Source organism: Streptomyces sp. NBC_01476 (assembly GCF_036227265.1).
Lineage (GTDB): Bacteria > Actinomycetota > Actinomycetes > Streptomycetales > Streptomycetaceae > Actinacidiphila.
On record NZ_CP109446.1, the window covers coordinates 1,888,891 to 1,912,942 of the forward strand.

Consider the following 24,052-nt stretch of genomic DNA (forward strand, 5'->3'; position numbering starts at 1 on the left):
CCGCCCGCGCGCTGCCGCTACTTCCCGCTCATCGCGTTGGCGGTCGCCACCGCCCTGAGCACCGCCGCCGCCTTGTTGCGGCACTCGGCGTCCTCCGCGTCCGGGTCGGAGTCGGCGACGATCCCCGCGCCCGCCTGGACGTACGCGGTCCCGTCCCGCAGCAGCGCGGTGCGGATCGCGATGGCGGTGTCGGAGTCGCCGGCGAAGTCCAGATAGCCGACGCAGCCGCCGTACAGGCCGCGCCGTACCGGCTCCAGCTCCTCGATGATCTGCATGGCCCGCGGCTTGGGCGCACCGGACAGGGTGCCGGCCGGGAAGCACGCGGTGAGCACGTCGAAGGCGGTGTGACCGGCGGCGACCGTGCCGGTGACGGTGGAGACGATGTGCATGACGTGCGAGTAGCGCTCCACCGACATGAAGTCCACCACCTCGACGCTGCCCGGCTCGCAGACCCGGCCCAGGTCGTTGCGGCCGAGGTCGACCAGCATCAGGTGTTCGGCGCGCTCCTTGGGGTCGGCGAGCAGTTCCCCGGCGAGCGCGGCGTCGGCCTGCGGGGTGGCGCCGCGCGGCCGGGTGCCGGCGATCGGATGGAGCATGGCCCGGCCGTCCTCGACCTTGACCAGCGCCTCGGGGCTGGAACCCACCACATCGAAGGGGCTGCCGCCGTCCTGGCCGGGGAAGCGCAGCAGATACATGTACGGACTGGGGTTGGTGGCCCGCAGCACCCGGTAGACATCGAGCGCGCTCGCCTCGCAGGGGGTCTCGAACCGCTGCGAGGGCACCACCTGGAAGGCCTCACCGGCCCGGATGCGCTCCTTGATGTCCTCGACGGCGGCCTTGAAGTCGTCGCCGCCCCACCCCCAGGTGACCGGGAAGTCCACCGGCTCCGGGAGCGCGGCGGGGGCGATCGCGGCCGGCTTGGCGAGGTCGGCCTCCATCGCGTCGAGCCGGGCCACCGCGTCGGCGTACGCCTCGTCGACGCCGGTCGCCTCGTCGTTGTGGTTGATCGCGTTGGCGATCAGCAGCACGCTGCCGTCCCAGTGGTCGAGCACCGCGAGGTCCGAGGTGAGCAGCATGGTGAGTTCGGGCAGCCGCAGGGCGTCGTGGCCGTGCTCGCCGATCCGTTCCAGCCGGCGCACGATGTCGTAGCCGAGGTAGCCGACCATGCCGCCGGTGAAGGGCGGCATGCCGGCCGTCAGGTCGCGCGGGGTGTGCAGGGCCTCGACGGTGGCGCGCAGCGCGGCCAGCGGGTCGCCGTCGAGCGGGACGCCGGCCGGCGGGGTGCCGAGCCAGTGCGCCTGCCCGTCCCGCACGGTCAAGGTGGCGGCGGACCGCACGCCGACGAAGGAGTAACGGGACCAGGACCTGCCTCCCCCGCCGCCCACGGTGTGGGAGGAGCCGCCGTCCGCCGATTCCAGCAGGAAGGTGCCCTCCCGCTCGCCCGCGAGCTTGCGGTAGAGGCCGACGGGGGTGTCGCCGTCCGCGAGGAGGCGCCGGCTGACCGGGATGACCCGGCGGTCGACCGCGAGTTTGCGGAAGGTTTCGAGGTCCATGACGTCCATGGTGGCTGAGACTATCCGGGCCGCGCGGCCGGCCGCGGCGCGCTGCCCGGCCAGGCGGCGGGTGGGCAGATGCGCTCGGCGGTGGGCGGGCAAATCGCACCCGGCGGCGGCGACAGCGCGGGCCCGCAGGGGTCAGGCGACCCCGGCCGGCTGGGAGAGCAGCACGTCCGCGTCGAAGCAGGTCCGGTCGCCGGTGTGGCAGGCCGCGCCGACCTGGTCGACCTTGACCAGTACGGTGTCGCCGTCGCAGTCCAGGGCGACCGCCTTGACGTGCTGGACGTGGCCCGAGGTGTCGCCCTTCACCCAGTACTCCTGGCGGCTGCGGCTCCAGTAGGTGCAGCGGCCGGTGGTGAGCGTACGGTGCAGTGCCTCGGCGTCCATCCAGCCGAGCATCAGCACCTCGCCGGTGTCGTACTGCTGGGCGATGGCGGGCACCAGGCCGTCGGGGTTCCGCCGGAGGCGGGCGGCGATGGCGGGATCGAGTGAGAGTGCGGGCATGTCACCATTCTGCCGCCGATCTCCACCAACGAGAAAAGCCGCATTAACTGCCAAACGGGGCAAGAGAGTTGTCCGTCATCCGGCGTTCGCTCGCCGATGTCACCCGTATGGGGCATCCTGCCTCCATGGGTTTTCCTCCGCCGCCGCCGAATGGTCCGCCGCCGCCTCCTGACCAGGGTGGCGGCTACGGCCCGCCGCAGGGCTTCGGCCCCCCGCCCCCGCCGCAGGGTGACAGCGGTTACGGACAGCCCCAGCCGGGCGGTCAGGGCTACGGCCGGCCGCCGCAGCAGGGTGGTTACGGACAGCCGCAGGGCGACCAGGGCTACGGCTATCCGCAGCAGGGGAACCCGGACTACGGCTACCCGCAGGAGCAGGGCGGCGGCTTCGGCCCGCCCGGCCCCCCGGCGCCGCCCGGACCGTACGGCGGCCAGCCCGACTACGGCTACGGCTACCCGCAGCAGGGCGGCCCCGGCGGCTACCCGCCGCCGCCGAAGCACACCAAGCGCAATGTGTGGATCGCGGTCGCGGTGATCGTGGTGGTCGGCGCGATCATCGGCGGCGCGGTCGCGGCCACCGGCGGCAGCGACAAGAAGGACACCGCCGACGGCAAGCCCAGCGCGTCCGCCACGCTGCCCAGCGGCCTGCCCTCCGACCTCTCCGTGCCCTCGCTCCCGACGCCGTCCTTCGACATACCCTCGGACGACCCGTCGTTCGACCTGCCGACCGATCTGCCCACCGACGACGCGACGCCGTCCGACGGCACGAAGCTGGTCCCGTACGTGGAACTGGCGCCGGGCAAGTGCTTCGACGCGCCCACGCTGACGAAGACGGTGGACAAGGTCACCACCCGCTCCTGCTCCTCGGCGCACGACGCCCAGGTGGTCGCCAACGAGACGCTGACCGGCACCTTCGACAGCGACCTGGACATCCAGACCAAGGCGCTGGACCTGTGCACCGCCGACGCCCGCAAGCACCTGCCGGCCGACGGCAAGGAGTACTACCCGTACGCGCTCTTCCCCAAGCTGGTCACCTATCAGCTCCAGGGGAAGAAGACCGTCACCTGCTCGCTGACCCGCAACGACGGCAAGAACGGGGTCAAGCTCTACAGCAAGCTCGGCTGAACCTTCTCCGGCGGGAAGCGGACGTCCGGGCCGCCGGGGAACTAGCCTGGCGGTATGTCGAATCATGCGCAGCGTGAACGTCTGCTCCTCGCCGACCTGCTGGAGCGGTCGGGGCCCGACGCCCCGACGCTGTGCGAGGGGTGGCGGACCCGGGACCTGGCGGCGCACGTGGTGGTGCGCGAGCGGCGCGGCGACGCGGCGGCGGGACAGCTGATCCCGCAGCTGGCGCGCCGGCTGGAGCGGGTGCAGAAGGAGTTCACCGCCAAGCCGTACGAGGAACTGATCCAGCTGATCAGGACCGGGCCGCCGCGGCTGTCGCCCTTCGCCGTCAAGCAGCTGGACGAGATCTCCAACACCGTGGAGTTCTACGTCCACACCGAGGACGTACGGCGGGCCGCCCCGGACTGGACCCCGCGCTCGATCGACCCGGTCTTCGCCGACGTGCTGTGGAGCCGGCTGGAGCGCGGCGCCCGGCTGATGGGGCGCCGCTCCCCGGTGGGCCTGGTACTGCGCCGGCCGAACGGCCAGACGGTGGTGGCCCACAAGGGCTCCCCGGTGGTGACGGTGACCGGCGAACCCTCCGAGCTGATCATCTTCCTGTCCGGCCGTCAGGCCGCCGCGACAGTGCAGACCGAGGGCGACGAGGACGCGGTGGCAAAACTGACCGCGGCCAAACTGGCCGGCTAGGCGCCCGGCTCTGCCGGACCGGGTGCCGCCGAAGTCCCGCTCGCGCACGACCTGGCGGTGCTGATCTGTGCCCGCCGCACCTGAGGGACCGGACGGAGCAGGCGGCGGCGCGGGACGCACCCGGGCCCCCGGCGGAGTTCTAGCGCACCGGGTGGCCGGCCTGCCGCAGGGCCGCCTTGACCTCGCTGATCCGCAGATCGCCGAAGTGGAAGACCGACGCGGCCAGGACCGCGTCGGCGCCCGCGGCCACCGCGGGCGGGAAGTCGGCGAGGCGGCCGGCGCCGCCGGAGGCGATCACCGGGACCGTCACATGCTTGCGCACCGCGGCGATCATCTCGGTGTCGTAGCCGTCCTTGGTGCCGTCGGCGTCCATCGAGTTGAGCAGGATCTCCCCCGCACCCAGCTCGGCCGCGCGGTGCGCCCACTCCACCGCGTCGATACCGGTGCCCTGCCGGCCGCCGTGGGTGGTCACCTCGAAGGTGCCGGCCGGGGTGCGGCGGGCGTCCACCGACAGCACCAGCACCTGGCGGCCGAACCGCTCGGCGATCTCCTGGATCAGCTCGGGCCTGGCGATGGCCGCGGTGTTGACCCCCACCTTGTCGGCGCCGGCCCGCAGCAGCTTGTCGACGTCCTCGGCGCTGCGCACCCCGCCGCCGACGGTCAGCGGGATGAAGACCTGCTCCGCGGTGCGCCGGACCACGTCGTACGTGGTCTCCCGGTCGCCGGAGGAGGCGGTGATGTCCAGGAAGGTCAGCTCGTCCGCGCCCTCGGCGTCGTAGAGCTTGGCCATCTCCACCGGGTCACCGGCGTCGCGCAGATTCTGGAAGTTGACGCCCTTCACCACTCGCCCGGCGTCCACGTCCAGGCACGGGATGACACGTACCGCGAGGGTCACTGTGCGGCTCCTGACTCGCCGGAGGGCGCCCGATACGCCTCGATCTCCACCTCGACCGCCACCCGGGAGTCGCTGAACCCGGCGACCACCACCATCGTGGCGGCCGGCCGTACCGCCCCGAACAGCTCCCGGTGGGCCCGGCCGACCTCGTCCACGTCCCTGGCGTGGCTGAGGTACATCCGGGTGCGGATCACGCTCTCCACACCCAGGCCGAACGGCTCCAGTGCCGCGATCGCGCTGCGGAAGGCGCTGAGCGTCTGCTGGTACGGCTCGTCCTCGCCGGGCACCGCGCCGTCCGCGGGGTCCGGCATCATCCCGGCGACGATCACCCGGTCCCCGGCCGCCACCGCACGTGCCGAGCCGATCGCCTCTTCCCACGAACTGCCGGACTGCTCACGGCGCACACCAGGGTTGCCGGTCATCGTGACACTGCCTCCAGGGCCTCTTCGAGGGTGAACGCCTTCGCATAGAGCGCCTTACCGACGATGGCACCCTCCACACCCACCGGGACCAGACCCGCGATGGCCCGCAGGTCGTCCAGGCTGGAGACGCCGCCGGAGGCGACGACCGGCTTGTCGGTGGCCGCGCACACGTTACGCAGCAGATCGAGGTTGGGCCCCTGCAGGGTCCCGTCCTTGGCGATGTCGGTGACGACGTACCGCGCGCAGCCCTCGGCGTCGAGCCGGGCCAGCGTCTCGTACAGGTCGCCGCCGTCACGGGTCCAGCCGCGGCCGCGCAGCGTCGTGCCGCGTACGTCGAGGCCCACCGCGATCCGGTCGCCGTGCTCGGCGATCACCTTCGCCACCCACTGCGGGGTCTCCAGCGCGGCGGTGCCCAGGTTGACCCGGGTGCAGCCGGTGGCCAGGGCCGCGGCGAGGGTGTCGTCGTCCCGGATGCCGCCGGAGAGCTCCACCTTGATGTCCATGGTCCGCGCCACCTCGGCGATCAGCTTCCGGTTGTCGCCGGTGCCGAAGGCCGCGTCGAGGTCCACCAGATGCAGCCACTCGGCACCCGCCTGCTGCCAGGCCAGCGCGGCGGCGAGCGGCTCGCCGTACGACGTCTCGGAACCGGACTCGCCGTGCACCAGGCGTACGGCCTGGCCGTCGCGGACGTCGACGGCGGGGAGGAGTTCGAGCTTGGTCATCGGGATGCGGTTTCCTCGGTCCTGAAGAGAGGTGCGGACGGGCGGGCGGCGTGCGGGACTAGAGGGTGCCGAGCCAGTTGGCCAGCAGTTGTGCCCCCGCGTCCCCGGACTTCTCCGGGTGGAACTGGGTGGCCCACAACGGGCCGTTCTCCACCGCGGCCACGAACGGTTCGCCGTGCGTGGTCCAGGCGACCTTGGGGGCGGCGATGGAGTTGTTGTGCGTGGCGAGGTCCCAGTCGCGTACGGCGTAGGAGTGCACGAAGTAGAAGCGCGCGTCGTCGTCAAGACCGGCGAACTGCCGGGAGTCCTCGGGGGCCTTGACGGTGTTCCAGCCCATGTGCGGTACGACCGGGGCGCGCAGCGGCTCCACCGTACCGGGCCACTCGTCCAGGCCCTCGGTCTGCACCCCGTGCTCGATGCCGCGGGCGAAGAGGATCTGCATGCCGACGCAGATGCCCATCACCGGGCGCCCGCCGGCCAGCCGGCGGCCGACTATCCACTCGCCGCGGACCGAGCGCAGCCCGGCCATGCAGGCGGCGAACGCGCCGACGCCGGGCACCAGCAGGCCGTCGGCGTTCATCGCCCGGTCGTAGTCGGCGGTGATCTCCACGTCGGCGCCGGCCCTGGCCAGGGCTCGCTCGGCGGACCGGATGTTGCCGAACCCGTAGTCGAGCACCACCACGCTCTTCGTCATGCGTGCACGCCCCTTACAGCTGGAGCAGCCCGGCGCCGATCGCCATCACCGACCCGATGGCCAGGATCGCGATCAGGGACTTGGACTGCTTCTGCTTCCAGAAGGAGTAGACCCCGCCGAGGAGGAAGAGCCCCAGCAGGATGAAAAGAGTGGATCCCTTGCTCACAGTTGTCGTCCGTTCGCTTCTCCGCCCGCGCGGCAACCGCTCGCGCCGAGCCCTGACTGCGGCCATGTGGCCTTGCGTGCGCCGCTCACAGCGCGCCCTTCGTCGACGGCAGGATTCCGGCGGCGCGCGGGTCGCGCTCGCTCGCGTACCGCAGCGCCCGGGCCAGCGCCTTGAACTGGCACTCCACGATGTGGTGCGCGTTGCGCCCGTAGGGGACGTGGACGTGCAGCGCGATCTGCGCCTGCGCGACGAACGACTCCAGGATGTGCCGGGTCATCGTCGTGTCGTACGACCCGATCATCGGCGCCATGTTCTCCGGCTCGTTGTGCACCAGATACGGACGGCCGGACAGGTCCACGGTCACCTGGGCGAGCGATTCGTCCAGCGGGACCGTGCAGTTGCCGAAGCGGTAGATGCCCACCTTGTCGCCGAGCGCCTGCTTGAAGGCGGCGCCGAGCGCGAGGGCGGTGTCCTCGATGGTGTGGTGGGTGTCGATGTGCAGGTCGCCCTCGGTCTTCACACTGAGGTCGAACAGCCCGTGCCTGCCCAGCTGGTCGAGCATGTGGTCGTAGAAGCCGACCCCGGTCGACACCGCGACCTGACCCGTGCCGTCCAGGTCGATCTCGACGACGGTGGACGTCTCCTTGGTGGTGCGCTCCACGCGGCCCACGCGGGTCATGCGGACTCCTCAATGCCGGGTTCAATGCCAGGTTCAGTGCCGGGCGCCGTCCCCGGCTCGTTGACGTGCAGTTCCTTGAAGACGGTCCGGGCCGCGTCCAGGAAGGCGTCGTTCTCCGCCGGAGTGCCCGCGGAGACCCGCAGCCAACCCGGCACGCCGTTGTCGCGGACCAGCACCCCGCGGTCGAGGATCGCCTGCCAGCCGGCGTGGCTGTCGGCGAACCGGCCGAACTGCACGAAGTTCGCGTCCGACTCGGTGACGTCGTAGCCGGTCGCGCCCAGCTCGGCGACCAGCCGGTCCCGTTCGCTCTTCAGCTGCTGGACGTAGCCGAGCAGCGTTTCGGTGTGCTCCAGAGCGGCCAGCGCAGTCGCCTGGGTGACCGACGACAGGTGGTAGGGCAGCCGGACCAGCTGGACCGCGTCGACCACCGCCGGGTCCGCGGCGAGGTACCCGAGCCGCAGTCCGGCCGCCCCGAACGCCTTGGACATGGTCCGGGTGACCACCAGGTGCGGCCGGCCCTCGATCAGCGGCAGCAGCGACGGCCGGTGCGAGAACTCGCCGTACGCCTCGTCCACGACGACCATCGAGGGCCCGGCGGCCTGCGCGGCCTCGTAGAGCGCCAGGACGGTCTCGGCGGCGACCGCCGTGCCGGTGGGGTTGTTCGGCGAGCAGATGAAGACCACGTCGGGCCGGTGCGCGGCGATCTCGCGGGTGGCGGCCGCCCCGTCGATGGTGAAGTCGGCGTTGCGCGGCCCGGAGAGCCAGCCGGTGCCGGTGCCGCGGGAGATCAGCGCGTGCATCGAGTACGACGGCTCGAAGCCGATCGCGGTACGGCCGGGGCCGCCGAAGGTCTGCAGCAGCTGCTGGATGACCTCGTTGGAGCCGTTGGCGGCCCACACCTGCTCGATGCCCACGGTGTGGCCCGCGGTCCGGCTCAGATACGCGGCCAGGCCGGTGCGCAGCTCGACCGCGTCCCGGTCCGGGTAGCGGTTGAGGTGGCGGGCGGCCTCGGCGACCCGCTCCGCGATCCGGGCGACCAGTTCCTCGGGCAGCGGGTAGGGGTTCTCGTTGGTGTTCAGCAGCACCGGCACGTCGAGCTGGGGGGCGCCGTACGGGGACTGGCCGCGCAGCTCGGCGCGGATCGGGAGGTCGTCGATGCGGGTCATGCCCGGCCCCCGAACCTGATGCTGACCGCGGCGCCGTGCGCCGGCAGGTCTTCGGCCCCGGCGAGGGTCACCACGTGGTGGGCGACCTCGGCCAGCGCGTTGCGGGAGTAGTCCACGACGTGGATGCCGCGCAGGAAGGACTGCACCGACAGGCCCGAGGAGTGGCAGGCGCAGCCGCCGGTGGGCAGGACGTGGTTGGAGCCGGCGCAGTAGTCGCCCAGCGAGACCGGGGAGTGCGGCCCGACGAAGACCGCGCCCGCGTTCCGTACCTGCGCGGCGACCTCGGGTGCGTCCTCGGTCTGGATCTCCAGGTGCTCGGCCGCGTAGGCGTCCACCACGTCCAGGCCCTGGGCGAGGCTGTCGACCAGCACGACCGCGGACTGGCGGCCGGACAGGGCGGCGGTGATCCGCTGCTGGTGCCGGGTGGCGGCGACCTGGGAGGCCAGTTCCTTGTCGACGGCGTCCGCCAGCTCGACGGAGGTGGTGACCAGGACGGCCGCGGCCAGCGGGTCGTGCTCGGCCTGGCTGATCAGGTCGGCGGCGACGAAACCGGCGTCGGCGGTGGCGTCGGCGAGGATCGCGATCTCGGTGGGCCCGGCTTCGGCGTCGATGCCGATCCGCCCCTTGAGCAGGCGCTTGGCGGCGGCGACATAGATGTTGCCGGGGCCGGTGACGAGGTCGACCGGGCGGCACTCGTCGGTGCCGTAGGCGAACATGGCGATGGCCTGGGCGCCGCCGGCCGCGTACACCTCGGTCACGCCGAGCAGTGCGCAGGCGGCGAGGATGGCCGGGTGCGGTGCCCCGCCGAAGTCCTTCTGCGGCGGTGAGGCGACCGCGATGCCGGTCACGCCGGCCTCCTGGGCGGGCACCACGTTCATCACCACGGAGGACGGGTAGACCGCGAGGCCGCCGGGCACGTAGAGCCCGACCCGGCCGACCGGCACCCAGCGCTCGGTGACGGTGCCGCCGGGGACGACCTCGGTGGTGATGTCGGTGCGGCGCTGCTCGCGGTGGACAAGGCGGGTCCGGCGGATCGACTCCTCCAGGGCCGCGCGCACCTCGGGGTCGAGGCCGGCCAGCGCGTCCTGGAGAGCCTGCTCCGGCACCCGGAGCCGGTCGAGCCGCACTCCGTCGAACTGCTCCCCGTAGTCGATGACCGCCTGCGTCCCGCGATGGCGTACGTCCTCGCAGATGGGCCGCACCGTGTCCAGGGCGGCTTCCACGTCGAACTCGGCACGGGGCAGCAGGTCGCGGTCGATCCCGCCCTCCGGGAAGGCGGTACCGCGCAGATCGATTCGGGAGATCACGCTGCCAAGTGTAGAGACCTGGTCATGCCGGACGTTCCGTGGTCCCACTCCGTGATACGCCGTGCGGCCCGCCCGGCGCCTGCCCGGCGCAGGTCCTCGCCCGCCCGGCGGGCGGGGCGGGCGGGGCGGCGGGCGGGCGGGGCCGGCGCGGCGGGCGTGCGTGCCGGGCACCGCCTGCCTGCCGGACGGCGGTTGCCGGACAGGCGCTAGCGTGTGGCCCCGACACGGGGAGGGTCGAGGTGGCCGAGTCGGGTGAGCACGCGCCGCCGCCGGAGTGGACGGCGGTCGAGCAGCGGATGTGGCGGGCCTTCCGGGAGGGCCGGACGTGCGATCTGCGGACCGGTCGGCCCGCGGAGGACGATCCGCTGGAGGGGCCGGCCTGGCCCGCGGCGCGGACCGTACGGGCCAGGACGGTGGCCCAGCTGCTGCTGGACCCGCCCCCGGCGGCGCCCGGCCGGGTGGCCGCGCTGAAGCTCACCGGGGTGCGGGTCAGCGGCCGGCTCTCGCTGGCCGGCGGCACGGTCACGCCGTACGTGCAGCTGACCGACTGCCGCTTCGACGAACAGGTGCTGATGCAGGAGTGCCGGGCCGGCAGCATGCGGCTGGTGCGCTGCCTGCTGCCCCGGCTGGAGGCGGCCCGGCTGCAGGTCACCGGCGACCTGCACCTGCCGCAGTGCGTGGTGACCGGCGGCATCCGGATGACCGACGCGCAGATCGGCACCGATCTGCTGCTGAACCAGCTGACCGTGCGGCGGGACCGCAACAGCCGGGCGGTGGCCGCCGACGGGCTGACCGTCGGCCAGGACGTCGACGCCGAACTCATCGACGTCACCGGCGAGTTCAGCCTGCGCAGCGCGCGGATCGGCGGCCGGCTGAGCCTGCGGGGGTCGCTGCTGCGCAATCCCTACGGCCGCTACGCGCTCAACGCCGCCCGGGTCAGCATCGAGCACACCCTCTACCTCAGCGCGGGCTGGAACACCATGGAGGGCGGCGCCGGGGACACCCGCCCGCCGGCCGGCGCCGAGGTGCGGGACTTCGTCTGCGAGGGCGGCCTGCGGCTGGACGACGGGCGGGTCGGCAACGCGGTGATCATCAGCCGCGCCCGCTTCCGGCTGGTGGACGAGCAGCAGGTGTCACTGCGCCGGCTGCAGACCCCGGAGCTGCGGTTCACCCCGGGGGCACCGCCGGAAGGACCGGTGATGCTCTCCGGCGCGCGGGTCGGCAAGCTGGTCGACCGGCGCGACAGCTGGCCGGCCGCCGGGCAGCTCGATCTCTCCGGCTTCGGCTACGACGAACTGGACTCGGCGGACGACTTCCCGCTGCGGGCCAGGATCGACTGGCTGCACGCGGCCACCCCGGAGTACAGCCCGGGTCCCTACGAGCGCCTCGCGGCGGCCCTGCGCTCCGGCGGTGAGGACGCCGAGGCGCGTGAGGTGCTGCTGGCCAAGCAGCGCCGCCGGCGGGAGTCGCTGCCGGTGGCCGGGCGGGTCTGGGGCTTCCTCCAGGACGTCACCGTCGGCTACGGCTACCGCCCCGGCCGGGCCGCCGTCTGGATGGCCGTCGTGTGGGCGCTGGGCGCGGTCTACTTCGCCGCCCACCGCACCCCGCCGCCCACCGACAGCGGCGGCTACCACCCGCACTGGAGCCCTGCCCTCTACGCCCTCGACCTCCTGCTGCCGGTCATCGACCTCGGCCAGGACAACGCCTGGCGGGAGACCGGCGTCAGCCAGTGGGTGGCCTCGGCCATGACCCTCATCGGCTGGATGCTCGCCACCACCGCGGCGGCGGGCGCGTCCCGCCTCCTGCGCAGGGGGACGTAGGCGGCGGGACCCCGCGGGCCGCGGCTGCCCGGTCCGGGAGCACCGCAGGTGGCCGCGCGGGTGACGGACCGGGGTGCCGTGCCCGTACCCTGGCTCACTGTGAACGATCGCCTTCCGCTGTTCCCGCTGGGTTCCGCCCTGTTTCCCGGGCTGGTGCTGCCGCTGAACGTCTTCGAGGAGCGGTACCGCGCGCTCGTCGGCGACCTCCTGGCGCTGCCCGAGGACGCGCCCCGGCGGTTCGGCGTGGTGGCGATCAAGAACGGGCGCGAGGTGTCGCCCACCGGCCAGGAGGGCCTGGCCACCGGCCCGATGGCGGGGCTCGGCGACGACCCGATGACGGCGCTGTACGGCTACGGGTGCATCGCGGAGGCCGCCGGGATCGCCGAGCACGACGAGGGCGGCGGGTACGAGCTGGTGGCGACCGGCACCGTACGCTTCCGGCTGCTCTCGGTGGACACCTCCGGCGAGTATCTGACCGCCGAGATCGAGGAGATCCCGGACGAGCCGGGCAGCGGCGCGGGCGCGCTCACCGCGGAGGTGATGCGGGTCTTCGCCACGTACCAGAAGCGGCTGGCCGGAGCGCGGGAGCGGACCCTGGCGGCGCAGGAGCTCCCGACCGACCCGAGTGTCCTGTCGTATCTGGTGGCCGCCGCGGTGATCGCCGAGGTCCCGGTGAAGCAGCAGTTGCTGGAGGCGACCGACACCGCGGCCCGGCTCACCGCGGAACTGCGCCTGCTGCGGCACGAGACCGCACTGATCGAGAAGCTGCCCTCGCTGCCGGCCGTGGAGCTCACCTCCGCGCCGACCTGTGCGAACTGATGGCCAAGAAGAGCCGCGCGGGCGGCGGTACCCCGGCCACGGTGGCCCTGGAGAAGGCGGGCGTGGCCTTCACCGTGCACGCCTACGAGCACGATCCCGCCGCCGGTCTTTCCTACGGCGAGGAGGCGGCACGCGCCCTGGGCACGGCGCCGGAGCGGGTCTTCAAGACCCTCGTCGCCGAGGTGGACGGCGCTCTGACGGTGGCGGTCGTCCCCGTCTCGGCGACCCTCGACCTGAAGGCCCTCGCCGCCGCGGCGGGCGGCAAGCGCGCGGCCATGGCGGACCCCGCAGCGGCCGAGCGCACCACCGGCTACGTCCTCGGCGGCATCTCCCCACTCGGCCAGCGGCGCCGGCTCCCCACGGTCGTCGACGCCTCGGCCCCGGCCTTTCCCACGGTCTTCGTCTCCGCGGGAAAGCGCGGCCTCGAACTCGAACTGGCCCCGGCGGACCTGACCACGCTCACCGGAGCGACGACGGCCGCGATCGCGAAGACGCAGTAGAGGACGCAGTAGCCGCGGCAACCGGCGCGCGGGCGGGTGGGCCCGGCGCGGGGGGGGTGGGCCCGGCGCGCAGGAGGTCAGCCCCAGTGCGCGGGCGGTGCCTCGGGCGCCGGCTCCTTCGGCCCGAAGGCGGACGTCAGGCAGAGGTGCGCCAGCATCGCCGCCGCCGGAAGGGCCACCAGGGCGCTCTTCGCCCGCAGTTCCAGCGGCCCGTCGAACACCACCTTGGGCCCGACCTGCTTGGCGTGCGCGACGATGTCGGTGGGCGGTCCCAGCCATACGCCGATCCGCCACCCCACCACCGCGGCGAGCGCGGCGCCGGCCGCCAGGCCCACCACGACCGCGATCCCGCCGGTCCGGCACCGCCAGAAGACCAGCAGCGCGCTGACGATCCCGACCCCCGCCGAGATCAGCACGAAGGTGCCGTCCCCGCCGATCGCCTCTTCTCCCTCGGTGTCCTTGAGGTAGACCGCCTGGCCGTCGGAGACCATCGGGATCCGGGGGGAGAGCCACAGCCACAGCAGCCCGAGCGCGACTCCGCCGAGCGTGACGAGGACCGCGATCAGCGCGCCCTTGCCGAGTTCGCGGACGAACCGCTCGCGCCCGCCCCTGGCGTCGCCGGGCGCGGGCTCGCCCCCGGGGTAGGGCGGGAAAGGCGGCTCGTGCGGAGTCAGGGGTGCTGTCACCCGCCCATCGTGCCAGGTGTGGCCGCGGGGCGCGTCACCGGCAGGCCGCCCTGCGGTAGGCCCAGGTGGCGACGGCCAGCGAGACCACGCCGACGGCCGCGCACACCGACAGATCCGCGCCGACCGCGGCCCAGTGCGTACCGCCGCCGTCGAAGGTGCGGGCGAGGGCTTCCACGCCGTATGTGGACGGCAGCAGGTCACGGACCCAGGAGATGGGCGCGGGCATGTGCGAGGCGGGCAGCACGCCGAGCAGCAGCGCCGCCGACATGCCGAGCTGACCGAGCAGGGTGGCGATCTCCTGCCGGGGCGCGAGCAGCCCCATAGCGGCGCCGAGGCCGGAGAGCGCGGCCCCGGCGAGCGGGATCACCACCAGCAGCACCCAGAGGTTCACGAAGGTCAGATGGAACAGCACGCAGCCGGTGACCGCGGTGACCAGCGTGCCGGGCACCGTGAAGGAGGCGTAGGCCGCGGCGGCGCCGAGCACCACGGCGGCCGGCGGTACGGGAAGCGTGGCATAGGTGTCCAGGCCGCCGGAGGCGCGGAGCTGGCCGAAGTACTGGGCGAGCAGGTTGAGCGCCACGAAGGCCACCACGAGCACGCTGGAGCCGGCCACGACGGCCCGTGCCGCCTCGCCGTCGCCGGCGTGCACGACGCCGCGCAGCATGACCATGATCCCCACCGACTGGAAGGTGGCCACGAAGAGCAGCGGGATCCGTGCCACCCGGGCCCGCGACAGCTGTGCCCGGTAGACGGCCCCGAACGCGGGCCACAACCGTGCCCGTGGTGCCAGCGGAGCCGCGGCGGCCTCCGCCACGGCGATCCGTCCGGGCACCGGCCGCAGAATGACCGTCACTGCTTGACCAGCCCCTTTCCCCGGCCGCCCAGGGCCAGGTAGACATCTTCCAGGCTGGGCACCGCCAAGGTGAAGTCGTCCAGTGCGGCGAAGGCCGCGCCGCCGGTGATGTCGGCGACGGCCGCGCGGGCCCGCTCCTGCGGCAGGCGCAGGATCCAGCGGCGGCCGGAGATCTCGGCGAGCGGGCGCAGCGCGGCGACCGCGGGCAGGTCCAGGGGCGCGTCGTACCGCCAGACCAGGTCGAGCCGTACGTCGTCGGCGACCAGCGCGCGCAGCCCGGCGGGGGTGTCGGAGGCGATCACCCGGCCCTGGTCGAGGACGGCGACACGGTCGAGGACGGTCTCGGCCTCGATGACGTTGTGGGTGACGAGCAGCACGGTGGTGCCGTGTTCGCCGCGGCGGCGGTCGACGGCGGCCCACACGGCGCGGCGGGCGACCGGGTCCATGCCGGTGGTGGGTTCGTCGAGCACCAGGACCGGGCGGTCGCCGACCAGGGCCGCGGCGAAGCAGGCGAGGCGGCGCTGGCCCCCGGAGAGCTTCTTCAGCGGGCGGCCGGCCAGCGGGCCGAGGCCGAGTTCGTCCAGTACGGCGTCCCGGGCGGCCTTGGCGGTGGCGGCGTCCAGGCCGCGCAGCCGGCCGGTGGTCTCGGCGGCGAGCGCCACGGTCAGCTCGTCGAAGGCGGTGGACTCCTGGCCGAGGTAGCCGATCAGCCGGGAGGCGCGGTCGGGGTGGCGGACCAGGTCGTGGCCGAGGAGTTCGATGGAGCCGGCGTCGGGGCGGAGCAGCCCGGTGAGCTGGCGGACCAGGGTGGTCTTGCCGGCGCCGTTGGGGCCGAGGATGCCGAAGATCTCGCCGCGGTGGACGTCGAGGTCGATGCCGTCGTTCGCCAGCACGGGGGGTGCGGAGGCGGCCTTGCGGCGGCGTCCGCGCCGGTCCCCTGAGCCGGCCGGGTACGTCCTGACGAGGCCGCGCACGGCGCACACCGCATCGCGGGCCGTGTCCACCCTCGGGGGCGCCGTCTCCTCCGTGCCCGTACTCACGAGGCCCGAGCCTACGCGCAATCGGCCGGGCCCGGCCGGGCGGGTCGTCCGTGCCCGGCCACCTGGTCCTGGCCCCTTCCCCGGTTCTTCCCCGCTGCCCGCCGCGGACAGCGCCTACGGGGAGTCGGACTCGGCGGGCGCACGGCCTTCGACCTCGCGCCAGAAGCCCGCCCGGATCGCGTACCGGTCGTGCTCGTCGATCTGGTCGTCCTTGTGGGCCAGCAGGCCGAAGCGGGCCGCGTAGCGGAGGAGTTCACCGTCGATGCGGTGCGGGACGCGCGGGTAGTGGGTGGACAGGTGCTGGAGTTGGGCCAGGTCGTTGACGCGGGCGATCCAGCGGCGGGCGAAGACCTGGCCGACCTCGTACGGGTCGCCGCTGACCGCGGTGATGTCGGCCTCGCGGTCGGCCCAGCGCTGCTCGGCGGTGGTGACCTGCGCGAGCGTGGGCAGGCCGCTGGTGTCGGGGAGGTCGGTGCCGGTGCCCCGGTCGGTCCAGCCCTTGTCGGACGACCAGCGCAGGGTGGCGCTGGGCGCGGGCTGCGGGGGCGGCGGGGCGGCGGCATGGGTCCGGCCGAGGCCGGCCAGGTCCTTGGGGGTCGGTACGGCGCCGGCCTTGCCGGGGAGCGGGACGGGCGTGGCGCCGGCCTCGGGTCCCGAGCCGTTCTTCACCGACGGGTCGGGCTGCGCGGGGTGCGGGGCGTGCCGCTCCTCCGGAGGCGCCCCGGCCGACTCGGGCAGCGGCGCGGAGAGGATCGCGGCGATCTCCGGGCGGACGTCGGGGCGCGGCCCGGGCGGCGGGCACGCCCCGCTGATGTCACGGGCCCTGATCGCGGCGGTGATCCACTCCCGGTCCAGCACCCGCCGCTCGTCCGCCTCGGCGACCAGGTCCTCCGACTGGTTGTAGTCGCCGTCGGCGGCCTGGACGGCCCACAGGTGGACGGCGACACCGTGTTCCTTCGCGGACATCATGCCGGGCAGCAGATCGCCGTCACCGGTGACGAGGACGACGTCGGAGCAGGCCCGGTTACGGGCCAGTTCCGAGAGTTCGGCGTGCATAGCAGCGTCGACGCCCTTCTGCGCCCAGCGGCCGTCCGTCCGGGTGAGCGCGCCGAGCCGTACCGTCACCCGGGGCATCACCCGCAGTCTGCGGTGTTCCGGTTGCGGAACCCGGTCGGGTGCGCCGTCGAACCAGTAGATCCGCAGCAGGGGTTGTCCGGTCTCCGCTTCGGCGCGTTTGCGCAGGCCGGCGACTACGCCGGCATGATCCACCAGGATCCGGGAACGCGACGGCTCACCTGCCAGCAGACTCGCCGCTGCGCCCAGCAGGTATCCGGCGTCCACCAGGACGACGCAGCGGTCCATGTTGCACCTCTTCCAGTCGCCCCCCGGCGCTTTGTCCTACCCAGGGCTCTCCCCGCGATGTCCCCCGAGTCTGCCCGAATGCTCGGACGTTATGACCTCGAACCCGATCTTCGGCGTGGCGGTGGTCACGATTTCCGCGGGGACTCCGGGACGCCCGGAGCGAATTGCCCGAAATGCGATGTTTGCCGTCCCGTGTGAATCTGATGGCGGCCATCGGCCCGCAAACGGCCGGTCGGCCTCAACACCCCCACACCAGGAAGGCACGACCGTGGCGAAGAACAAGAACAACCAGAACCGTCAGCGTGACCAGCGCGAGCAGCGGTCCGGCGGCCAGGGCGCGGAGCCGCAGGAGACCGAGCGCGGCATGATGACCGAGGAGCAGCACGGGATGCCGGCCGCCACGCAGGCGCCGCGCAAGCAGAAGCAGCGCTTCGGCCACAACTGAGGCCACAACTGCTCTGCCGCTCCTGCGGATCGGCTGACAGTTCGCGCGGGGGTGCCCTTCACAGGGCGCCCCCGCGTTCGCGTCCGCCCCGACGCAACGCCGCGCGCGGTTCGCCGCGTTGACGCGCGCTGCCGGCCGCGACCGGGTTTTCCGCCCGGCGCGGACCGCGGGGCGTCGCCTCGCAGGGGGGTGGTCTGGGACTAGAGTGGAGGCTTCGCCGAGCTCGTCCTGGAGGTATCTCCCGGTGTCCAAAAGCTTCGTTCACCTGCACAATCACACCGAATACTCGATGCTCGACGGTGCGCAGCGGCTCAAGCCGATGTTCTCCGAGGTGGCCCGGCAGAAGATGCCCGCCATCGCGATGAGCGACCACGGCAACATGTTCGGAGCGTACGAGTTCCAGCAGGTCGCCAAGGGCTTCGAGGGCGTGAAGCCGATCATCGGCATCGAGGCGTATGTGGCGCCCTCCTCCCGGCGCTACCGCAAGCAGGAGTTCTGGGGCCCCGGCGGGCAGCGGGCGATGTCGGACGACGGCGAGGGCAGCAAGGACGTCTCCGGCGGCGGCCGGTTCACCCACATGACGATGTGGGCGCGGAACGTCCAGGGCCTGCGGAACCTGTTCTACCTGTCGACCGAGGCGTCCTACACCGGGCAGTTCCCGTCCGGCAAGCCCCGGATGGACATGGAGCTGATCTCCGAGCACGCGGACGGGATCATCGCCACCACCGGCTGCCCCTCGGGCGCGATCCAGACCCGGCTGCGGCTGAACCAGTACGACGAAGCGCGCAAGGTCGCCGCGTCCTACCAGGACATCTTCGGCAAGGAGAACTACTTCCTGGAGCTGATGGACCACGGCCTGGACCTGGAGCGGAACGTCCGCGGCGACCTGCTGCGGCTGGCCAAGGACCTGGACATCCCGCTGCTGGCGACGAACGACGCCCACTACGTGCTGGAAGAGCACGCCGACGCGCACGACAACCTGCTGTGCATCGGCGTGGGCAAGAACAAGGACGACCCGGCCCGCTTCAAGTTCAACGGCACCGGTTACTACCTCAAGACCGCCGAGCAGATGCGGGAGCTGTTCGCGGAGCTCCCGGAGGCGTGCGACAACACGCTGCTGATCGCCGAGCGCATCGAGCCGTACGACGAGGTCTTCAACCTCAAGGACGAGATGCCGCAGTTCCCTGACGTCCCCGAGGGCGAGACCCAGGAGTCGTGGCTGCGGAAGGAGTGCCTCAAGGGCCTGGCGATGCGGTACGGCGACCCGATCCCGGCCGAGGTGCTGGAGCGGTTCGAGACCGAGATGACGGTCATCGGCCCGATGGGCTTCTCCAGTTACTTCCTGGTGGTCGCCGACATCTGCAAGTACGCCCGTGACAACAAGATCCCGGTCGGCCCCGGCCGTGGTTCCGCGACCGGTTCGATCGTCGCGTACGCCACCCGGATCACCGAGCTGTGCCCGCTGGAACACGGCCTGCTCTTCGAGCGGTTCCTCAACCCCGAGCGCATCAACCCGCCGGACGTCGACCTCGACTTCGACGACCGCAAGCGCGACCAGATGGTCCGCTACGTCGTCGACAAGTACGGCGACGAGTACACCGCGATGGTGAACACCTTCGGCAAGCTGAAGGCCAAGAACGCGATCAAGGACACCTCGCGCATCCTGGGGTACCCCTTCGCGCACGGCGAGCGGATCACCAAGGCGCTGCCGGCCGACGTGATGGGCAAGAGCATTCCCATCGACGGCATCTTCAACTCCGAGCACCCGCGGTACGGCGAGGCCGGCGAGATCCGGCAGCTCTACCAGAACGAGCCGGATGTCAAGAAGGTCGTCGACGGCGCCAAGGGCGTCGAGGGGCTGATCCGCAACACCGGTGTGCACGCGGCCGCGGTGATCCTCTCCAAGACCCGGCTGACCGAGCGCATCCCCTTGCACATGCGCAAGGACGGCGCGAAGATCACCGGCTTCGACTACCCCTCATGTGAGAACATGGGCCTGGTCAAGATGGACTTCCTGGGTCTGCGGAACCTGGGCGTCATCGACCAGGCGATCCAGAACGTACGGGAGAACCGCGGGGTCGACCTCTCCACCGAGAACATCCCGCTGGACGACAAGAACACCTACGCGCTGCTCGCCCGCGGTGACACCTTCGGTGTCTTCCAGCTCGACGGCGGCGGCATGCGGACCCTGCTCAAGCTCATGGAGCCCAGCCGGTTCGAGGACATCGCGGCGGCGCTCGCGCTGTACCGGCCGGGCCCGATGGCGGCCAACGCGCACACCAACTACGCGCACCGCAAGACCGGCCGCCAGACGATCGAGCCGATCCACCCCGAACTCAAGGACGCGCTGGAGCCGATCCTCGGCAACACCTTCCACCTGCTCATCTACCAAGAGCAGATCATGGCCATCGCCCGGCAGCTGGCCAACTACACCCTCGGCGGCGCGGACCTGCTGCGCCGCGCGATGGGCAAGAAGAAGCCGGAGGTGCTGGCCGCCGAGTGGGAGAAGTTCCATGGCGGCATGCGGGACAACGGCTACTCGGAAGAGTCGATCAAGGCTCTGTGGGACGTCATGCTCCCGTTCTCCGGGTACGCGTTCAACAAGTCCCACACCGCCGGCTACGGGCTGGTCTCCTACTGGACCGCGTACCTCAAGGCCAACTACCCGGCCGAGTACATGGCGGCCCTGCTCACCTCGGTCGGTGACGACAAGGACAAGGCCGCCATCTATCTGGCGGACGCCCGCAAGAGCGGCGTCAACGTCCTGCCGCCGGATGTGAACGCCAGCGTCGCGGAGTTCACCGCCGTCGGCGAGGACGTGCGGTTCGGACTGAAGTCGGTCCGCAATGTGGGCGACGGGGTCATCGAGGCGCTGATCGCGGCCCGGAAATCCAAGGGGAAGTTCACCTCGTTCCCCGATTTCCTCGACAAGGTCGACATCCCGGTGCTCAACAAGCGGGCCGTGGAATCCCTGATCAAGGCCGGCGCCTTCGACTCCCTCAACCACACCCGGATGGGACTGTCGGCGGTCTTCGAGGACGCGATCGACGCGATCATCCCGGTGAAGAAGGCCGAGGCGTACGGCCAGGACGACCTCTTCGCCGGCCTCGGCGGCGGGGACGACAACGCACCCGCCTTCGGCCTGGACTTCGCCATCCCGGAGAACGAATGGCCCCGCAAGCAACTGCTCGCCATCGAACGGGACATGCTCGGCCTCTATGTCTCCGCCCACCCGCTGGACGGCACCGAGCACATCCTGTCCCGCAACCGGGACACCACCCTGGCGGAACTGCTCTCCAGCGGGGTGGAACGGCCGGTGAAGGTCGCCGGACTGATCAGCGGCGTCGACCGGAAGATCACCAAGCAGGGCAACACCTGGGCGGCCGTGCAGTTCACCGACCGTGACGCCACCATCGAGGTCTGCTTCTTCCCCGCGACCTACCAGCTCGTCGGGCACGCCCTCGTCCCCGACAGCGTCGTCTCCATCACCGGCCGCGCCCAGGACCGCGACGGCACGATGAACATCATCGGCTCGGAACTGGTCGAACTGGACGTCACCTCCGCCGAGCACGGCGGCAAGCCGCCCGTCCAGCTCGCCTTCCGCGCCCACAAGGTCCGCGAGCCCCTGATCAAGGAGCTCAAGCGGATCCTGGTCGCCCACCCCGGCGAAAGCCCGGTCCGCGTCCAGGTCAAGAGCCCCGACAAGACCACCGTCTACGAACTGGGCTTCCTCGTCGACCCCACCTCCGTCGCCTCCGACATCAAGGGGTCCTTCGGCGCCGAAGCCTGGCTCGGCGTCGCGTGAGACAACCGGCGGGCGGGGCCGTAGTGGCCCCGCCCGCCGGGAATGCGCTGCCAACCACCCGCCGGCGTGCCGGCGAGGGGCGTCAGACGGTGGCGCCGCTGCGGACCAGGAGGACGGAGACCGGGGCGGCCTTGGCCACGCCGCGGCTCACGCTGGTGTGCAGCAGAGCGGCGATGCCGCTGTAGTGGCCGGGGCCGACCGCGATCAGGTCGCTGCCGAGAGCCGCGGCACGCTCCACGAGGATCCCGGCGAGGTCCTCCTTGAGGCCCTCGTCCACCTCGCCGTCGGCGGTGATGCCGGCCGCCCGCAGCCGGGCCAGCGCGTCGTCCACGACCTGCTGGGCCTCGGCGGCCTCCTCGACCGTGAAGACGGTGCCGCCGGTGAGCCCGCCGGCGATGATCTGCGACGGCCGGATGTGGATGACGTGCACGGCCGCCCCGGTCAGCTTGGCAAGGGACGTCACCTCGTCCAGCACCGCGCTGCCGTGGGCCGAGCCATCGACGGCGGTGAGGATGTTCTTGTACATGCGATCAACTTCCTTGTCCAAAGGGGGGTCTCACGGACGGACGCCCTGCCGTAGAGGACAAGCTCCGGCAGGCCGCGATCAGTTCCCCGTTGCGGAGTGAAAATCGTCACTCCCGGCGCCGTAGTCTCCCTGATGTGGCAGACATCACAACCAAAAGCACCGCGGCCGGTCCCGGTGACGCGTCCCGCGGCCGGTGGATCCTCTCGGTGTTCGACACCGCGTTCGGCGACCTGCTGGCCGCTGACCCCGCCGCGTTCCGGGTGAAGTTCCGCAAGATGGCCGCCTCGGCCTTCGCCTTCTACCGGGGAACCGCGTGCCTGTACTACGCCGACCTGGCCGAGCGGGGCGTCGGCACCGGATCCGCCGGCCGCTATCTGACCGACCGCACCTCCCGGGTGTGGATCCACGGCGACCTGCACGCCGAGAACTTCGGCACCTACCTCGACGCCAACGGCCGGCTGATCTTCAACGCCAACGACTTCGACGAGGCGTTCGTCGGCCCGTTCCTGTGGGACCTGCAGCGCTTCGCCGCCTCCGTGGCGCTGATCGGCTACGGCAAGGCCCTCGCCGACGACGTGATCTCGCACCTGGTGACGGTCTACGCGACCGCCTACCGCGAGCGCGTCCGGCTGCTGGCCGGCGGCCAGGCGATGCCGCCGCTCACCCTGGACACCGCGCGCGGCCCGCTGCTGGACGCGCTGCACACCGCCAGGACCAGGACCCGGGTGGGCCTGCTGGACGCGGTCACCGAGATCGAGGAGTACGACCGGCGGTTCTCCCCCGGCGGCGGCGCGTTCACCCTGGACGGGGCGACCCGCGACAAGGTGCTCGCCGCCTTCGCCGCGTATCTGGAGACGCTCCCGGGGTCCTCGCTGATCCGGCCGGACAGCCACCGGGTCAAGGACGTGGTGGGCCGGCGCGGGATCGGCATCGGCAGCGCCGGCCTGCCCTCGTACAACCTGCTGCTCGAGGGCACCACCGACGCCCTGGAGAACGACGTGGTGATCCACCTCAAGCAGGGCCAGACCCCGGCGGTGGCCCGGCACATCACCGACCCGCGGATCCGCGGCTACTTCCGGCACGAAGGGCACCGCACCGCGATCTCGCAGCGGGCCCTGCAGGCGCACGCCGACCCGTGGCTGGGCTGGACCGAGCTGGACGGGGCCGGGCAGCTGGTCGCCGAGGTGTCGCCGTACGCGGTGGACCTCGACTGGTCGGACCTGGACGACGTGGCACAGATCGAGGCGGTGGTCGCCGACCTGGGCCGCGCCACCCCACCATGCACGCGGCGGCGGACGACGAGAGCGGCCACGGCCTGGTCCCCTTCTCCACCGAGACGGCGATCGACGAGGCGATCGGCGCCGGCCCGGACGACGAGGCCGCCTTCGCCGCGACGCTGGTGGACTTCGCCCACGCCTACGGTGCCCGGGCCCGCGCGGACCACCAGATCTTCGTGGACCTCTTCCGCAACGGCCGTATCCCGGGCCTGTAGACCGGACCCACCGGGCGCCCACCGGGCCCGTCGCGGCCCGCTGTTCCCATCCGTTACCCGGCCTTTAGGCCACACCTACGCCCTCCCGTGGCACACTCTGCGCCATGGAGGAGATACGACCGCGGCTGAGGGCGCTGCGCGCTGCCCTCTTCGCCGCACTCTGCGTCACCCTCTCCTCCACCTCCCATGTGCTGATGGCGCACGCCCCGCTGCCGCTGACCGTGGTCGGCGGGGCCTTCGCCGCCGTCTTCGCGCTGGCGTACCTGCTCGGCGGCCGCAAACGCGGCTTCTGGTCGATCGCGGCGCTGATGGTGCCGCTGGAGCTGACGGTGGACACCTTGTTCACCTCCGGCCGGCAGTCCTGTTACGGCCCCTCCGGCGGCCCGGTGACCGGCTCCTGGCGGTCCTTCCACGAAGTGGTGCTCTGCCACGGCGGCGAGGTCGGCGGCGGCCTGGCGTCGGTGCCGGGCGGCGCCGCCGCGGCCCAGCAGGTGCCGTCGGTGGCCCTGCCCTGGCTGCTGCTCGCTCTGCATGTCACGGTCGGCCTGCTGGCGGCCTGGTGGCTCGGCCGCGGTGAGGCCGCGCTGCACCGGGTGCTGGGCGCGATGGCCACCGCCGCCTTCCGCCCGCTGCTCTTCGCCGCCGCCGCGGCCCGCGCCGCGGTGGCGCCGCTGCCGCGCCGGATATCCCCGGCCGCCGGCCGCGCCGCCGCGGGCCCGCTCGCCGCCCGGCCGCTGCTGCACGCCGTCGTACGCCGTGGTCCGCCGGTCCTGGTCGCGCTGTAG

The 24,052-nt window shown here is 72.4% G+C and carries 23 protein-coding genes and 1 pseudogene; 9 read left to right on the forward strand and 15 right to left on the reverse strand.

Annotated elements, in window-relative coordinates:
• Positions 1-17: 17 nt before the first annotated feature.
• Together OG552_RS08230 and hisI are read right to left on the reverse strand one after the other, a co-directional pair.
• Entirely contained in the window at positions 18-1,553 is a 1,536-nt protein-coding gene (locus OG552_RS08230) for an anthranilate synthase component I (RefSeq protein ID WP_329130764.1), read from the reverse strand.
• A 141-nt stretch (positions 1,554-1,694) separates the two neighbouring features.
• The gene (gene hisI / locus OG552_RS08235) at positions 1,695-2,060 is read right to left on the reverse strand and encodes a phosphoribosyl-AMP cyclohydrolase (RefSeq protein WP_329130765.1); all 366 of its coding nucleotides are present in this window, start codon (positions 2,058-2,060) and stop codon (positions 1,695-1,697) included.
• Between the two features lie 125 nt (positions 2,061-2,185).
• Here hisI and OG552_RS08240 point away from each other — a divergent pair, with 125 nt between their 5' ends.
• Positions 2,186-3,181: a hypothetical protein gene (locus OG552_RS08240; protein ID WP_329130766.1), complete on the forward strand. Its 996-nt coding sequence runs from the start codon at positions 2,186-2,188 to the stop codon at positions 3,179-3,181.
• 54 nt (positions 3,182-3,235) lie between these two features.
• The gene (locus OG552_RS08245; RefSeq protein ID WP_329130768.1) at positions 3,236-3,868 is read left to right on the forward strand and encodes a TIGR03085 family metal-binding protein; all 633 of its coding nucleotides are present in this window, start codon (positions 3,236-3,238) and stop codon (positions 3,866-3,868) included.
• A 139-nt stretch (positions 3,869-4,007) separates the two neighbouring features.
• On the opposite strand, the gene hisF is transcribed toward OG552_RS08245, so the two are convergent.
• The 8 genes from hisF to hisD all read right to left on the reverse strand — a co-directional run bounded on the left by hisF (position 4,008) and on the right by hisD (position 9,919).
• Positions 4,008-4,763, reverse strand: coding sequence for an imidazole glycerol phosphate synthase subunit HisF (gene hisF, locus OG552_RS08250; protein ID WP_329130770.1), 756 nt, complete (start codon positions 4,761-4,763; stop codon positions 4,008-4,010).
• Positions 4,760-5,185, reverse strand: coding sequence for a Rid family hydrolase (locus OG552_RS08255; RefSeq protein ID WP_329130772.1), 426 nt, complete (start codon positions 5,183-5,185; stop codon positions 4,760-4,762). The genes hisF and OG552_RS08255 overlap by 4 nt, the downstream gene beginning before the upstream one ends.
• Complete coding sequence (gene priA, locus OG552_RS08260) at positions 5,182-5,907, reverse strand: bifunctional 1-(5-phosphoribosyl)-5-((5-phosphoribosylamino)methylideneamino)imidazole-4-carboxamide isomerase/phosphoribosylanthranilate isomerase PriA (RefSeq protein WP_329130774.1); 726 nt, start codon at positions 5,905-5,907, stop codon at positions 5,182-5,184. The genes OG552_RS08255 and priA overlap by 4 nt, the downstream gene beginning before the upstream one ends.
• A 58-nt stretch (positions 5,908-5,965) precedes the next feature.
• Positions 5,966-6,601 carry an imidazole glycerol phosphate synthase subunit HisH gene (gene hisH, locus OG552_RS08265; protein WP_329130776.1) on the reverse strand — a complete coding sequence of 212 codons (636 nt, stop codon included), beginning with the start codon at positions 6,599-6,601 and terminating at the stop codon, positions 5,966-5,968.
• Positions 6,602-6,614: 13 nt separating this feature from the next.
• Positions 6,615-6,767, reverse strand: a complete 153-nt coding sequence (locus tag OG552_RS08270; protein ID WP_329130778.1) for a hypothetical protein — start codon at positions 6,765-6,767, stop codon at positions 6,615-6,617.
• Positions 6,768-6,852: 85 nt separating this feature from the next.
• Positions 6,853-7,446 (reverse strand): imidazoleglycerol-phosphate dehydratase HisB, encoded by a 594-nt coding sequence (hisB, locus tag OG552_RS08275; protein ID WP_329130780.1) that lies wholly within the window; start codon positions 7,444-7,446, stop codon positions 6,853-6,855.
• Entirely contained in the window at positions 7,443-8,612 is a 1,170-nt protein-coding gene (locus OG552_RS08280; RefSeq protein WP_329130782.1) for a histidinol-phosphate transaminase, read from the reverse strand. Before OG552_RS08280 ends, hisB begins: the two co-directional genes overlap by 4 nt.
• Positions 8,609-9,919, reverse strand: a complete 1,311-nt coding sequence (gene hisD, locus OG552_RS08285) for a histidinol dehydrogenase (RefSeq protein ID WP_329130784.1) — start codon at positions 9,917-9,919, stop codon at positions 8,609-8,611. The genes OG552_RS08280 and hisD overlap by 4 nt, the downstream gene beginning before the upstream one ends.
• 296 nt (positions 9,920-10,215) lie before the next feature.
• Here hisD and OG552_RS08290 point away from each other — a divergent pair, with 296 nt between their 5' ends.
• From OG552_RS08290 to ybaK, 3 genes are all read left to right on the forward strand, one after another.
• On the forward strand, positions 10,216-11,739 hold the full coding sequence (locus OG552_RS08290) for an oxidoreductase (RefSeq protein WP_329140656.1): 1,524 nt from the start codon (positions 10,216-10,218) through the stop codon (positions 11,737-11,739).
• A gap of 99 nt (positions 11,740-11,838) precedes the next feature.
• The gene (locus tag OG552_RS08295; RefSeq protein WP_329130786.1) at positions 11,839-12,558 is read left to right on the forward strand and encodes an LON peptidase substrate-binding domain-containing protein; all 720 of its coding nucleotides are present in this window, start codon (positions 11,839-11,841) and stop codon (positions 12,556-12,558) included.
• Positions 12,558-13,058 carry a Cys-tRNA(Pro) deacylase gene (gene ybaK / locus OG552_RS08300; protein WP_329130789.1) on the forward strand — a complete coding sequence of 167 codons (501 nt, stop codon included), beginning with the start codon at positions 12,558-12,560 and terminating at the stop codon, positions 13,056-13,058. The genes OG552_RS08295 and ybaK overlap by 1 nt, the downstream gene beginning before the upstream one ends.
• A 77-nt stretch (positions 13,059-13,135) precedes the next feature.
• On the opposite strand, the gene OG552_RS08305 is transcribed toward ybaK, so the two are convergent.
• The 4 genes from OG552_RS08305 to OG552_RS08320 all read right to left on the reverse strand — a co-directional run bounded on the left by OG552_RS08305 (position 13,136) and on the right by OG552_RS08320 (position 16,999).
• The gene (locus OG552_RS08305) at positions 13,136-13,744 is read right to left on the reverse strand and encodes an ABC transporter permease (RefSeq protein ID WP_329130791.1); all 609 of its coding nucleotides are present in this window, start codon (positions 13,742-13,744) and stop codon (positions 13,136-13,138) included.
• Positions 13,745-13,778: 34 nt separating this feature from the next.
• On the reverse strand, positions 13,779-14,597 hold the full coding sequence (locus tag OG552_RS08310) for an ABC transporter permease (protein ID WP_443070889.1): 819 nt from the start codon (positions 14,595-14,597) through the stop codon (positions 13,779-13,781).
• Positions 14,594-15,637: an ABC transporter ATP-binding protein gene (locus OG552_RS08315; protein WP_329130793.1), complete on the reverse strand. Its 1,044-nt coding sequence runs from the start codon at positions 15,635-15,637 to the stop codon at positions 14,594-14,596. The genes OG552_RS08310 and OG552_RS08315 overlap by 4 nt, the downstream gene beginning before the upstream one ends.
• A 114-nt stretch (positions 15,638-15,751) precedes the next feature.
• On the reverse strand, positions 15,752-16,999 hold the full coding sequence (locus tag OG552_RS08320) for an NYN domain-containing protein (RefSeq protein ID WP_329130795.1): 1,248 nt from the start codon (positions 16,997-16,999) through the stop codon (positions 15,752-15,754).
• A 268-nt stretch (positions 17,000-17,267) separates the two neighbouring features.
• Between OG552_RS08320 and OG552_RS08325 the strand changes: the two genes are divergently transcribed.
• Positions 17,268-17,444, forward strand: a complete 177-nt coding sequence (locus OG552_RS08325; RefSeq protein ID WP_329130797.1) for a hypothetical protein — start codon at positions 17,268-17,270, stop codon at positions 17,442-17,444.
• A gap of 244 nt (positions 17,445-17,688) precedes the next feature.
• A complete protein-coding gene (gene dnaE, locus OG552_RS08330; RefSeq protein ID WP_329130799.1) occupies positions 17,689-21,249 on the forward strand; it encodes a DNA polymerase III subunit alpha in 3,561 nt (1,186 codons plus the stop codon).
• A gap of 82 nt (positions 21,250-21,331) precedes the next feature.
• Here the strand turns inward: dnaE and OG552_RS08335 are convergent, their stop codons facing one another.
• Positions 21,332-21,775 (reverse strand): universal stress protein, encoded by a 444-nt coding sequence (locus OG552_RS08335; RefSeq protein ID WP_329130801.1) that lies wholly within the window; start codon positions 21,773-21,775, stop codon positions 21,332-21,334.
• A 143-nt stretch (positions 21,776-21,918) separates the two neighbouring features.
• On the opposite strand from OG552_RS08335, the pseudogene OG552_RS08340 reads away from it, so the two are divergent.
• Both OG552_RS08340 and OG552_RS08345 read left to right on the forward strand, forming a co-directional pair.
• A pseudogene (locus OG552_RS08340) lies at positions 21,919-23,267 on the forward strand (DUF2252 domain-containing protein).
• A 104-nt stretch (positions 23,268-23,371) separates the two neighbouring features.
• The gene (locus tag OG552_RS08345) at positions 23,372-24,052 is read left to right on the forward strand and encodes a hypothetical protein (RefSeq protein WP_329130803.1); all 681 of its coding nucleotides are present in this window, start codon (positions 23,372-23,374) and stop codon (positions 24,050-24,052) included.